General features: G+C 71.4%; 10 protein-coding genes. 3 read left to right on the plus strand and 7 right to left on the minus strand.

The features are described 5' to 3' along the window. Positions 1 to 162: 162 nt before the first annotated feature. Entirely contained in the window at positions 163 to 1,209 is a 1,047-nt protein-coding gene (mltB, locus tag ACT6S0_RS07385) for a lytic murein transglycosylase B (RefSeq protein ID WP_444763249.1), read from the plus strand. A gap of 6 nt (positions 1,210 to 1,215) precedes the next feature. Here the strand turns inward: mltB and ACT6S0_RS07390 are convergent, their stop codons facing one another. Together ACT6S0_RS07390 and ACT6S0_RS07395 are read right to left on the minus strand one after the other, a co-directional pair. Then, complete coding sequence (locus tag ACT6S0_RS07390) at positions 1,216 to 1,752, minus strand: hypothetical protein (protein ID WP_444763250.1); 537 nt, start codon at positions 1,750 to 1,752, stop codon at positions 1,216 to 1,218. A gap of 56 nt (positions 1,753 to 1,808) precedes the next feature. Further along, positions 1,809 to 4,205, minus strand: coding sequence for a DNA internalization-related competence protein ComEC/Rec2 (locus tag ACT6S0_RS07395; RefSeq protein WP_444763251.1), 2,397 nt, complete (start codon positions 4,203 to 4,205; stop codon positions 1,809 to 1,811). Between the two features lie 80 nt (positions 4,206 to 4,285). On the opposite strand from ACT6S0_RS07395, the gene ACT6S0_RS07400 reads away from it, so the two are divergent. Together ACT6S0_RS07400 and ACT6S0_RS07405 are read left to right on the plus strand one after the other, a co-directional pair. Further along, complete coding sequence (locus ACT6S0_RS07400; protein ID WP_444763252.1) at positions 4,286 to 4,753, plus strand: RidA family protein; 468 nt, start codon at positions 4,286 to 4,288, stop codon at positions 4,751 to 4,753. After that, positions 4,753 to 5,244 (plus strand): disulfide bond formation protein B, encoded by a 492-nt coding sequence (locus tag ACT6S0_RS07405; RefSeq protein ID WP_444763253.1) that lies wholly within the window; start codon positions 4,753 to 4,755, stop codon positions 5,242 to 5,244. Before ACT6S0_RS07400 ends, ACT6S0_RS07405 begins: the two co-directional genes overlap by 1 nt. A 28-nt stretch (positions 5,245 to 5,272) precedes the next feature. On the opposite strand, the gene paoC is transcribed toward ACT6S0_RS07405, so the two are convergent. The 5 genes from paoC to ACT6S0_RS07430 all read right to left on the minus strand — a co-directional run bounded on the left by paoC (position 5,273) and on the right by ACT6S0_RS07430 (position 12,119). Next, complete coding sequence (paoC, locus tag ACT6S0_RS07410) at positions 5,273 to 7,471, minus strand: aldehyde oxidoreductase molybdenum-binding subunit PaoC (protein WP_444763254.1); 2,199 nt, start codon at positions 7,469 to 7,471, stop codon at positions 5,273 to 5,275. A gap of 2 nt (positions 7,472 to 7,473) precedes the next feature. After that, positions 7,474 to 8,424, minus strand: a complete 951-nt coding sequence (locus ACT6S0_RS07415; RefSeq protein ID WP_444763255.1) for an FAD binding domain-containing protein — start codon at positions 8,422 to 8,424, stop codon at positions 7,474 to 7,476. Then, entirely contained in the window at positions 8,421 to 9,068 is a 648-nt protein-coding gene (gene paoA / locus ACT6S0_RS07420; protein ID WP_444763256.1) for an aldehyde dehydrogenase iron-sulfur subunit PaoA, read from the minus strand. The genes ACT6S0_RS07415 and paoA overlap by 4 nt, the downstream gene beginning before the upstream one ends. A gap of 80 nt (positions 9,069 to 9,148) precedes the next feature. Continuing rightward, a complete protein-coding gene (locus tag ACT6S0_RS07425; protein ID WP_444763257.1) occupies positions 9,149 to 10,909 on the minus strand; it encodes a gamma-glutamyltransferase family protein in 1,761 nt (586 codons plus the stop codon). 31 nt (positions 10,910 to 10,940) lie between these two features. Then, a complete protein-coding gene (locus ACT6S0_RS07430) occupies positions 10,941 to 12,119 on the minus strand; it encodes a serine hydrolase domain-containing protein (protein WP_444763258.1) in 1,179 nt (392 codons plus the stop codon). Positions 12,120 to 12,199 lie beyond the last annotated feature (80 nt).

Genomic DNA, 12,199 nt, shown 5'->3' on the forward strand with positions numbered 1-12,199 from the left:
CCAGGGCCCGGCCGCCTGGGCCCGCGCGCTGCGCCGCCGGCACGGCCAGAAAGCCGAACCGGCCGCCCAGTGGCTGGACAAGCTGGAGCGCTCGCGCTACGCCGCCAACGCATCCATACCTGCATGGGGCGAGTTCCGCGCTGCGGCTCGTATGCTGCGGCCGTGAAGTTGCCAATCCTGCCCCTGCTGGCCCTGTGCCTGTCCTTCAGCGCCCATGCCAAACCCAAGCGCGAGCCGCCACCCAAACCCCTGGGCACCCGCCCTGCCCTCGTCGCCTTTGCCGACGAAATCGCCGCAGCCGAGGGCTGGGATGCCGCTGCATTGCGCAGCCAGCTGGCCGCCGCGCGCAACCTGCCCCGGGTCAAGCAGCTGATCCTGCCGGCAGGCGTCGGCACGGCGAAGAACTGGGGCGCCTACCGGGACCGCTTCATCGAGCCCAGACGCATCGCCGCCGGATTGGCCTTCTGGGCCGAGCACGAGGCGGCCCTCGCACGCGCCGAGTCGACCTATGGCGTGCCGGCCTCGCTCATCCTCGGCATCATCGGCGTCGAGACCTATTACGGCCGCATCACCGGTGGCTTCCCGGTGCTGGACTCGCTGGCCACGCTGGCTTTCGATTTCCCCGCCGCGCACCCGCGCGCGGCGGAGCGCCAGGCCTTCTTCCGCAGCGAGCTGGCCGAGTACCTGCGGCTGGCGCGCGCCTCGGGGCTGGACCCGGCCGAGGTGAAGGGCAGCTACGCGGGCGCCCTCGGGCTGCCGCAGTTCATGCCCGGCAGCTGGCGCAAGCATGCGGTGGACTTCGACGCCGACGGCCGCGTCGACCTGATCAACAGCCCGGTCGACGCCATCGGCAGCGTGGCCCATTACCTGGTCGAGTACGGCTGGAAGCCGGGCGAGGCCACGCACTACAGCATCACGCTGCCGACCGACGCGGCGGCGCGCCGGCGCCTGCTGGCACCGGACATCAGGCCCACGTTCACGGCGACCGAACTGCTTGCAGCCGGCGCCGAGCCGTCCGAGGCGGCGCTCGACCACGTCGGCCCGATGGCCGTCATCGAGCTGCAGAACGGCGCGCAGCAACCCACCACCGTGCTGCTGGGCACACAGAACTTCTGGGTGGTCACGCGCTACAACTGGTCGGCTTACTACGCGCTGGCGGTGATCGAACTGGGCCAGGCGCTCAAAGCGCAGCGGCAGGACACGCGCTGAATGCTGTCAACGCGGCGGCAGGCGCAACGTGACGTCTTCGCCGGGCTTGCCGTAACGGCTCAAGGTGACGGTGACCTGCGCCGTACCGTCCACCCATGGCGGTGCGAGCCGAAGGCGACTGACAGTGGCTTCCTGATCGGACAAGAGCGGCGAGCGCGCCTCCCACAGCCCACCGACCGTGCAATACCGTGACACATGAAGGTCGATGTCACCCAAGGCGCCAACCCGCTCAACGTCGACGCGACACTCGTCATCCAACCGCAGTGACAGCTGCGTCGACTGGACGGACCACACAAACAATCCGAGCAACAGTCCGGCACCGCAAACGACCAACACCGCACCTGCCGTCAGCAGCCCCATCCACCAAGGCTTCACGCTGTTGGCCAACCACCGGACCATCAGGCAGACCGACCCGACCACCGCGAGCAAAAAAAACGGCAGAACGCCGGACCGCAGTTCCCAGCTAAAAGCAAGCGCTGGCCCGCCGAGCAGGAATGGCAGCAGCACGAACGCTGCGTACACCTGCGAGTGGTTCATGGTCATGTCGTTCAGGAGTTGAGTCACGCACCCTCGCGCCGGGCGCAGCGTAACGCCTGCCATCAGGGCATCGGGTCGTCGAGCCACGGCCCTGTGGGTTCCGGGTTCACGGCGGCCGCCACTCGGTCGTGCCAATAGCGCCGCCGGCGCTCGCGCTCGCAGCTAGACGCCGCCGTACCGCTGTCCCAGCGCCACGCCCCGCAGGCCGGGCTGGTGACGACTTCGATGCCGGCCGCCTGGTAGCGCGCCAGCACCGGCGGCGCCGGGTGGCCGAAGCGGCTGCGGTAGCCGGCCTGCACCAGGGCCACCGCCGGGCGCACCGCCGCCAGCAGTTCGGCGCTGGACGAGGTCTTGCTGCCGTGATGGGGAACCAGCAGCATGTCCGCGCGCAGGTCGGGCTCGCGCGCCACCAGGCGCTTCTCCTGCTCGGCCTCGAGGTCGCCGGCCAGCAGCGCGCGGCGGCCTGAACCCTTGGCTGCGGCGGTGATGCGCAGCACGCAGGACAGGTCGTTGGATTTCAGGCCCGCGTCGTAGTGCTGCTCGGCCGGATGCAGCAGGTCGAAGCGCACGCCGTCCCAGACCCAGGACTGGCCGGCCTCGCAGCGCACCTCGGTCGGGCCGGCGCGCAGCAGCGGATGACCCGGCTCCAGTGAACTGCGCAGCTCGCTGACCGGCAGCGCCTGCATCAGCGCCGCGGCGCCGCCGACATGGTCGCTGTCGCGGTGGCTGAGCATCAGCATGTCCAGCCGCCGCACGCCGAGGGATCGCAGCAGCGGCAGCAGCACGCGCTCGCCGGCGTCCGCGCCGGGCGCATAGACCGGGCCGGTGTCGAACAGCAGCGCATGCGCGCGCGTGCGCACCAGCACCGCGTTGCCCTGGCCGATGTCGGGCGCCAGCAGCTCGAACTCACCGTCGCCCGGCCGCGGCACCGCCGGCCACAGCAGCGGCACCGTCATCGCCAAGCCGGCCAGCCGCAGGCGCCACGGCAGCCGCATCACGATCAAGGCCGCGCCGAGCAGGGCCAGCGCCTGGGCCCACAGCGGCGCTGCCGGCAGCCACCAGACGGCCCCGGGCAGCGCCGTCAGCAGCTTCAGCCAGGCCATCAACACCTGCAGCAGCAGCGCCGCCAGCGTCCACAGCGGCGGGAACGCGCCGCCCAGCAGGGCCAGCGGCGTGATGACGAAGCTGACCAACGGGATGGCCAGCAGGTTGGCGAGCAGGCCCACCCCGGACAGCTGCGCAAAGCAGATCAGGCTCAGCGGTGCCAGGCCCACGGTTGCGATGGCCTGCACGCGCAAGGCTGCCTTCAACCGCGGCCACCAGCCCTTGACGGGCCCGCCGCCCACGGCCATCAGCAGGCCCACCGCGCCGAACGACAACCAGAAGCCGGGCTGCATCAACGCCCAGGGATCGGCGACCGTGACGACCACCGCCGCGGCCAGCAGGACCAGTGGCCACGGCCAGCGCAGCCCCAGCGTCTGCAGGCCGGCGACGGCGGCCAGCATCAACACCGTGCGTTGGGCCGGCACGCCCCAGCCCGAGAACAGCGCATAGCCCAGCGCGGCCAGCACGCCGACCCAGCGCGCGGCCGTCGGGGCCGGCAGGCGCAGGCAGAGCCAGCGGCTGCGGCGCCACAGCGGCGCGACGACCGCTGCGGTCAACCAGGCAAACAGCGTCACATGCAAGCCGCTGACCGACAGCAGATGCGCGATGGCGGTGTCGCGGAACAGCGCCCAGTCGGCGTGGGCGATCGCGTTCTGGTCGCCCAGGCTCAGCGCCGCGAGCACGCCGGCCATGCCCGGGTCGGTGACATGCGCGTGGATGGCGGCGCGCAGGCGCTGGCGGGCGGCGTCGATTTCCCACCAGGGCGCGGCGTGCAGGCGTTCGGCGGCGCGCACGACGCCGCTGGCGCGCAGCCCGCGCTCCAGCAACCACAGCTCGGTGTCGAAGCCACCCGGGTTGGCCAACCCATGGGCGCGCTTGAGCCGCGCCGTGAAGCGCCAGTGCTCACCGGCAGTGACGGGCTTGCCGTCGTAGCTCAGCAGCATCAGGCGGCGCGGCACTTCGGGCGGCAGCGCGGTGCCGGCCGGCCCGACCGACGCGACGGCGAATTCGAAGCGCCAGCCGGGCACGCCGCCCTGGCCGGTCACGGCCACGGGCAGTGAGTCGATGCGGCCGGTCAGCACCAGGTCGCGCCCCTCCCAGGCCGGATGCAGCTCGGGCGTCAGGCGCCACTCGGCGCGCAGCGCCGCCTGGGTGAAGGCGAACGCGGCGATACAGACGGCCAGCAGCAGCCAGTGCCGGCGCCGCAACATCCACAGCAGCCAGAAGGCAACGGCCAGCACCGCGTACTCGGCCGCGCTCGGCAGCCGCGCACAGCGATGCAGCAGCGCCAGGCCGGCCAGCCAGGCCAGGCCCATGACGACGAGCTCCCGAGCACCCCAGCGCGGCTGCGTCAATGCCCCTCCCTGCCCCCAGTCGTCGGGGGTCGGGGTGTAGCATGCCGCCGTTTTTCGCTTGCGCCAGCGCGCTACCCCCAATGAGCACCTCCGCCATCCAAGCCAAGCTCGCCGAACTCGGCATCACGCTGCCCCCTCTGGCCGTGCCGGCCGCGGCCTACCTGCCCTATACGCGCACGGGCAACCTGCTCTTTCTGTCGGGCCACATCGCGAAGAAGGACGGCAAGCCCTGGGTCGGCCAGCTCGGCAAGGACGTCGACACCGCCACCGGCCAGGCCGCCGCCCGCGCGGTCGCCATCGACCTGCTGGGCACGCTGCAGGCGGCCATCGGCGATCTTGGCAAGATCGTGCGCATCGTCAAGGTCATGAGCCTGGTCAACAGCACGAGCGACTACACCGAGCAGCACCTTGTCACCAACGGCTGCTCCGAGTTGCTGGCCGCCGTGCTGGGCGACGCGGGCAAGCATGCGCGCAGTGCCTTCGGCGTGGCGCAAATCCCGATGGGAGCCTGCGTTGAGATCGAGCTGATCGCCGAGATCGCCGACTGATGTTCAGCACCCCTTCCAAGCTGCCGGCCCGCGCGCTGGCCACCATGGCCTTGGCGAGCTTCGCCGCCGTGGGCATCGTCCTCATCGCCCAGCACCAGTTCGGGGTCAAGCCTTGCCCGTGGTGCGTGCTGCAACGCGGCCTCTTCCTGCTGATCGGCGTGTTCGCGCTGCTGGGCTGGCTGGCAAGCGGCAAACGCGCGCCGCGCCAGGGTGCCGTGGTCGCGGTGCTGCTGCTGTGCGCGGCGGGCCTGACGGCGGCCGTCTTCCAGCACGAGGTCGCGTCGCAGACGGCGACCTGCGCGATGGGCCTGGCGGACAAGATCGTCACGACGCTCGGGCTCGAAGAGCTGTGGCCGTCGGTCTTCATGATCACGGCCAACTGCGCCGAGGCGGCGGCGTATCGCTTGCTCGGGCTGCCGTATGAGGTTTGGAGTGGGCTGCTGTTTGCGGGGATGGGGGCGTTGGGGCTGGTGGTTTTGAACAAGCGCTGAGGCCTTCTCCTCGCGGAGGCTGCGACGACTACCCCACCGCCGGCAACCCTGCCAGCAACTTGTCCAACGTGACCGGATAGTCCCTCACCCTCACCCCCGTCGCGTTGTAGACCGCATTGGCCACCGCCGCCGCCACGCCGCAGATGCCCAACTCGCCGACACCCTTGGCCTTGAGCGGCGAGGACATCGGGTCCAGCTCGTCCAGGAAGACGACCTCCTGATGCGGGATATCGGCATGCACCGGCACCTCATACCCCGCCAGGTCGTGGTTGACGAAGAAGCCGTGCCGGTGGTCGACCTGCAGCTCTTCCATCAGTGCGGCGCCGACGCCCATGGTCATCGCACCGATGACCTGGCTGCGCGCCGTGGTCGGGTTGAGGATGCGGCCCGCTGCGCAGACGGCCAGCATGCGGCGCACGCGGATCTCGCCCGTCACCGCGTCCACGGCCACCTCGACGAAATGCGCGCCAAATGTGGACTGCTGGTAGCGCTGGTCGAGGTCGCCGTATTCCATGCCGTCTTCGGCCGCCAGGCCGGCAAACGTGGCCAGCGCCGCGGTCTTGCCGGCGCCATGCACCTGGCCGTCGGCAAACTCGGCGCCCTCGCCCAGACCGGCCTGCTCGGCAATCAGGCCGCGCAGCTTCATGCAGGCCGCATACACGCCCGCGCACGAGCTGTTGCCGCCCCACTGCCCGCCCGAGCCGCAGGAGACCGGAAACGCCGAGTCACCCAGCCGCACCACCACCTGGTCCAGCGTCACGCCCATCACCTCGGCGGCGGTCTGCGCGATGACGGTATAGCTGCCGGTGCCGATGTCGGTCATGTCGGTCTCGACGGTCACGCGGCCCTGCGCGTCCAGGCGCACGCGGGCCTTGGACTTCATGACGATGTTGTTACGGAAGGCCGCCGCCACGCCCTGGCCGACCAGCCAGCGACCTTCGCGCACTTGCGCCGGCTTGGGCGCGCGACGACCCCAGCCGAAGCGCTCGGCGCCGACCCTGAAGCACTCCGCCAGGCGGCGCTGCGAGAACGGGCGCTCGGGCTTCTCGGGGTCGACCTGCGTGTCGTTGCGCAGGCGGAACTCGATGGGGTCAATGCCAAGCTTCTCGGCCATCTCGTCCATGGCGATCTCCAGCGCCATCATGCCGGGCGCCTCGCCGGGCGCGCGCATGGCATTGCCCTCGGGCAGGTCCAGCACGGCCAGGTGCAGGGCCGTGTAGCGGTGCGCACCGGCATAGAGCAGGCGCGTCTGGGCCGTCGCCGTTTCCGGCCCCCCGCCAGGCAGGTCGCCCGACCAGCTCTCGTGGCCTATTGCCGAGATGCGGCCGTCCTTGGCAGCGCCGATGCGGATGCGCTGGATCGTGGCCGGCCGGTGCGTGGTGTTGTTGGCGATCAGCGGTCGTTGCAGGGCGATCTTCACCGGCCGCCCTGCCGCGCGCGCGCCGAGGGCGGCCAGCAGCACATCCGCGCGCAGGAAGAGCTTGCCGCCGAAGCCCCCGCCGATGAAGGGCGACTTCACCTGCACGTTCTGCTTCGGGATGCCCAGCGTCCGGGCCAGGTCGCCCACGGCCCAGTCGACCATCTGGTTGGACGTCCACACCGTCAGCTGCCGGCCCTGCCACTGCGCGATGGTGGCGTGCGGCTCCATCATGGCGTGGCTCTGGTCGGGGGTCTTGTAGGTCGCGTCGAGCTGCACCGGCGCCCGGGCAAAGCCGGCCTCGAAGTCGCCCACCCGGGTCTGCGCCGGGCTGCCCTGGCCGTCGTCCTTCGGGATGGGCGCATGCGGCTTCTCGGCCGCGAGGTCGAAGCGCCCCTTGGCTTCCTCGTAGCGGATGCTGACCAGCGCCGCCGCAGCGCGAGCCTGCTCGAAAGTCTCCGCAACGACGACGGCCAGCGCCTGGTGGTAGTGGTCGACCTCGGGGCCACCCAGCAGCTTGGCGGTATTCATCTTGCCTTTGGCCAGCTTGCCGGCGTTCTGTGCCGTGACGATGGCCAGCACGCCCGGCGCCGCGCGCGCGGCGCGCAGGTCCATGGCGGCAACGCGGCCCTTGCCGATGCCGGCGCCGATGACATGGCCGACGGCCGGCTTGGGCGTCACGTCGTGATGCTCGTAGGCGTAAGGCGCCGTGCCGGTCGTCTTGAGCGGGCCGTCGATGCGCGGCGTGGCGCGGCCGACGACCTTGCCCTGGTCGATGGGATTGGTCGTGGCGGGTTGGTCGAAGCGCATGGTCAGGCCTTGGCGGGTTGCAGGGCGTCGGCGAGCAGGCGCTCCGCCAGCTGGAGCTTGAAGGCGTTGTCGGGCCACGGCGCCGCGCCGGCGAAGGCCTGGCCGAAATAGGCCTTGGCGTTGCGTACGAGCTGGGGCTCGGCCGCTTCCACGCGCCAGGGCTTGGGGGCGACGCCGCCGAAGGCCACGCGGGCGCTGCCGTCGCGCTGCACGATGGCGGCCAGCGACACGAGGGCAAAGGCATAGGACGCGCGGTCACGCACCTTGCGGTAGAGCTGGCTGCCGCCCGCGGGCGGCGGCAGCACGACCGACGTGATCAACTCGCCATGGGCCAGCGCATGGTCGATGTGGGGCGTGTCGCCCGGCAGGCGGTGGAAGTCGGCCATCGGGATGCGGCGCGCCTGGCCATCGGGCCGCACGGTCTCGACCTCGGCGTCCAGCACGCGCATCGCCACGGCCATGTCGCTGGGGTGGGTCGCGATGCAGGCGCTGCTGCCGCCGATGACGGCGAGGGTGCGCGTCACGCCGCCGAGGGCAGAGCAGCCGCTGCCGGGCTGGCGCTTGTTGCAGGACTGGGCGGTGTCGTAGAAATAGGGGCAGCGCGTGCGCTGCAGCAGGTTGCCCGCCGTCGTGGCGCGGTTGCGCAGCTGAGCCGAGGCGCCGGACAGCAGCGCGCGTGACAACACCGGGTAGTCCATGCGCACCCTGGCATCGGCCGCGAGGTCGGCGTTGCGCACCAGGGCGCCGATGCGCAGGCCGCCGCCGTCCACGGGCTCGATGCGGTCCAGGCCCAGCGCGTTGACGTCGACGACATGGCCGGGCGCCTCGATCTGCAGCTTCATCAGGTCCAGCAGGTTGGTGCCACCGGCGATGAAGCGTGCATCGGGGCGGCGCGCGACGGCAGCGGCGGCCTCGGCCGGTGTGCGGGCGCGCTCGAAGCTGAAGGCTTTCATGCGGCCCCTCCACCGTTCTGGGCGACCTGCGTGATCGCCTCGGCGATGTTGGAATAGGCGCCACAGCGGCAGAGGTTGCCGCTCATGCGCTCGCGCAGCTCGTCGGGGCTGAGCAGCGGCTCGACATTCAGATCGGCCGTGACATGGCTGGGGGCGCCGCGCTGGAGTTCGTCGAGCATGCCCACAGCCGAACAGATCTGCCCCGGCGTGCAGTAGCCGCATTGGTAGCCATCGTGCGCAACGAACGCGGCCTGCAGCGGATGCATCTTGGTGGGCGTGCCCAGACCTTCGATGGTGGTGACCTTGGCGCCCGGCGCCATCACGGCCAGCATCAGGCAGCTGTTGACGCGCCGCCCGTCCATCAACACGGTGCAGGCGCCGCACTGGCCGTGGTCACAGCCCTTCTTGGTGCCGGTCAGCTGCAGCTGCTCGCGCAGCAGGTCGAGCAGGGTCGTGCGGGTGTCGACGTCCAGGCTGTGGGCCTTGCCGTTGATCTCCAGGGTGACTTGGCTCATCGTCGGCGGCAGGGTCTTGCTCGGCACAGCGGTCTCCGGCGGGGCCGCGTCTGCAGCCGTGAGGGTGGCGGTGCCGGCGCTGGCAATCAGCACGTCCCGGCGTGAAAGGCATCCTGGCAAATCATCCATCGCTGACCCCGCGGTTCACAAGCGGGCCAGCCTAGGGGTCAGTGCGGCTTTGCGTGTGTCGGACAACACGCCGAAGCCGGCTATTCCCCCAACACGACGCCTTCACGGCGCGGGTCGGCGCCGCCGACCCAGCCCGCCTTGCTGCGCATCAGCACCTGCAGGCCGCTGGTCAGATCGGTCTCGTTGACGCTGTGGCCGCGTCCGCGCAGCTCGGTGAGCTGTTCGGCTGTCAGTGCGCCGCGCTCGACGATGAGCGAGCTGCCGTTGAAGTGGCCGAAGTTGGGCAGGTCCACCGCCTGCTGCACCGGCAGGCCCCAAGCCAGCGCGCCGGTGATGACCTTGGCGACGTAATGAATGATGACCGGCCCGCCCGGCGAGCCGGCAACCATGAGCAGCTGGCCGTCGCGGCCGAAGACCAGCGTCGGCGCCATGCTGGAGCGCGGGCGCTTGCCGCCCTCCACGCGATTGGCCACCGGCTTGCCGTCGGCGCCGACCGGGTTGAGCGAGAAGTCCGTCAGCTGGTTGTTCAGCATGAAGCCGCCGGCCAGGCCGGTGCCGCCGTTGCTCATGACACGGTTGCCGAAGGCGGATTCGACGCTGCTGGTCATCGAGACAGCCTGCCCGGCGGCGTCCACGACGCTGATCTGGCTGGTGCCGGCTTCCAGCTGCTCGGCCTGCGGCGCCCAGGCCAGCTTGACGGCCGCGGGCTGGCCGGCCCCGGCGGGCGCCATCGCGCGCTCGCCGATCAGCCCGCCGCGGTCTTTCAGATAGGCGGGCGACAGCAGGTTCTGCCAGTCGCCGCCGGGTGCGCTGACGAAGGCCGGATCGCCGATGTACTGGGCGCGGTCGGCAAAGGCCAGCTTGGCGGACTCGGCATAGGCATGCATCCAGTCGGCCGTGAGGGCGTTGGCGGAAGCCGCGGTCGGCTGCGTGTCGAGCAGACCGAGGATCTGCATCAGCGTCAGGTGGCCCGAGGTTGGCGGGCCGAAGCCGCAGATGCGGTAACCGCGCCATGCATTGCACAGTGGTGGGCGGCTCAGCGGCTTGTAGCCGGCCAGGTCGGCCGCCGCCAGCAGGCCGGGGCGGGCATGGCCCTGAACGCGGCGCACGATGTCGGCGGCGACCGGGCCTTCGTAGAAGCCCGCCGGGCCCAGCTTGGCAATGCCGCGCAGCACGGCCGCGTAGGCCGGGTTCTTCAGCACGGTGCCGACCGGCTTGGGTGCACCGGCGGCGTCAAAGAAATATGGCCCGGCCTGCGGGTCGCTGCGCAAGGCGGTCTCGCCAGACGCCAGCTCGAACAGGCGCGGGCTGATCGCAAAGCCCTGCTCCGCCAGGCGGATGGCGGGCTCGAACAAGCGCGCCCACGGCAGCCTGCCGTGCTGGCGCTGCCCTTCGGCCAGCATGGCCAGCACACCCGGCGCGCCGGTGGACAGGCCGCTGAGCACCGCGTCGCGCATGGCCATAGGCCTGCCATCGGGCTTGAGGAACATCGCAGGCGTTGCCGCGGCCGGGGCGGTCTCGCGGCCGTCCAGCGTTTGCACCTGCTTGCCGTCCCAATGAAGCAGGAAGGCGCCGCCGGCAATGCCGCTGGACTGCGGCTCCACCAGGCCCAGCACGGCCTGCACGGCCACGGCGGCGTCGATGGCCGAGCCGCCGGCGCGCAGGATCTCCAGGCCGGCCTGCGCCGCCAGCGGATTGGCGGCCGTCACGGCAAAGCGCTGCGCCGGTGCGGCCAGGCCGACCACCTTGGCGGTGCGCGTGGTGGCGGCCTCGGGCTGTTCGAGGGCGAGCACGGGCGCCAGCAGGCTGGCCAGCAGACAGGACGTCAGGATTCGGCGCATGCGCGCATCTTGGCATGCGCGTACGGACGTCTCAGCCGCGCCAGGCGACGACCTCGTTGGCCAGCTTCGCCACCAGCGGCCGGGCGCGCGAGCCATTGGACAGCAGCACCACGCCGCGGCCGCTGGCCGGGTGGATCTGCAGTGCCGCCGCCACGCCGGGGTCACGCCCGAAATGCGCCCACATGCCCCCGCCCAGCCCGCGCCAGGCGAGGCCCTGCCGGTAGCCGGCGCGCTCGGGCACGGGGGCCTGCTGATCGGACAGCATCGCCGCCACGGTGTCAGTGCGCAGGATGCGCCGCCCGTCCAGCGCGCCCCCGCCCAGCACGGCCAGTGCAAAGCGGGCCAGCTCCAGCGCCGAGCTGTGCAGCATCCCGTCCGACACGGTGGCAAAGCTGTACGGGCACAGCGGCACCTGCTGCCCGCCGTCCACGGCCTGCGGCGGCTCGGCCGCGAGCAGATGGGTCGGCAGCGGCTTGCCGGCGGGCACGAACTCGTACGGCGTTGCGCGCACGGCGCGGTCCAGCCCCGCGACGAGGAAACGGCTGCGCGCCATGCCCAGCGGCGCCAGTACCGTGCGCTTGCAGGCCGCGGCAAAGGGCTGGCCACTGAGGCGTTCGACCAGCAGGCCGAGCAGGCCATAGCCGACGTTGCTGTAGGCATGCCGCTCGCCGGGCGCCCAGGGGTGGAACTGACCGCCCGCCGCCACGGCGTCGCGCAGCCAGGTGCCCAGCGAGGTCTGCGGGTCGCCGCAGGCGTAGCTCGCCTCGTAGGCCGGGCCGTCCGCGATGGCGGCCGTGTGGGTGAGCAGCTGACGCGTGGTGATGGGCCGTCCGGATGGATGGCGCAGCTTGAAGGACAGCCACTCGTCCACCGGCGCATCCAGGTCGAGGCGACCCTGATCCTGGAACTGCAGCACGGCCGCACAGGTGAATACCTTGGTCACCGATGCAGTGCCGAGCAGCGTGGACGGCGACATCGGCCGCTGTGCGGCCAGGTCGGCCCAGCCGAAGGCGGTCGAATGCACCACCTCACCGCCGTCAACCACGGCCATCGCCAGGCCTGGCGCCTGGGCCTGCCCCAGCCGCTGCTGCAGGTCGGCCGCATAGGCCGGCGATTGCAGCCAGTCGACCAGTGGGGTGGCGGCGTGCAGCACCGGCACGCACAGGCCGGCGGCGGCAGAGGCGAGCAGGTGTCGGCGTGTCAGTGGCATGCGCGCCATTATTCAGCCGGTGCCGCCAGCACTTGCGTGCGCGTGCCTCCAGCTGCCGCGCCAGCGGTATACGGTGCCGT

This window comes from Roseateles sp. (assembly GCF_052436255.1).
GTDB lineage: Bacteria > Pseudomonadota > Gammaproteobacteria > Burkholderiales > Burkholderiaceae_C > Pelomonas.

Coding starts and splice junctions, on each gene's coding strand:
- ACT6S0_RS07390 (WP_444763250.1), bottom strand. CDS start 1,752: ATGACCATGAACCACTCGCAGGTGTACGCAGCGTTCGTGCTGCTGCCA.
- ACT6S0_RS07400 (WP_444763252.1), top strand. CDS start 4,286: ATGAGCACCTCCGCCATCCAAGCCAAGCTCGCCGAACTCGGCATCACG.
- ACT6S0_RS07405 (WP_444763253.1), top strand. CDS start 4,753: ATGTTCAGCACCCCTTCCAAGCTGCCGGCCCGCGCGCTGGCCACCATG.
- paoC (WP_444763254.1), bottom strand. CDS start 7,471: ATGCGCTTCGACCAACCCGCCACGACCAATCCCATCGACCAGGGCAAG.
- ACT6S0_RS07415 (WP_444763255.1), bottom strand. CDS start 8,424: ATGAAAGCCTTCAGCTTCGAGCGCGCCCGCACACCGGCCGAGGCCGCC.
- paoA (WP_444763256.1), bottom strand. CDS start 9,068: ATGGATGATTTGCCAGGATGCCTTTCACGCCGGGACGTGCTGATTGCC.
- ACT6S0_RS07425 (WP_444763257.1), bottom strand. CDS start 10,909: ATGCGCCGAATCCTGACGTCCTGTCTGCTGGCCAGCCTGCTGGCGCCC.
- ACT6S0_RS07430 (WP_444763258.1), bottom strand. CDS start 12,119: ATGCCACTGACACGCCGACACCTGCTCGCCTCTGCCGCCGCCGGCCTG.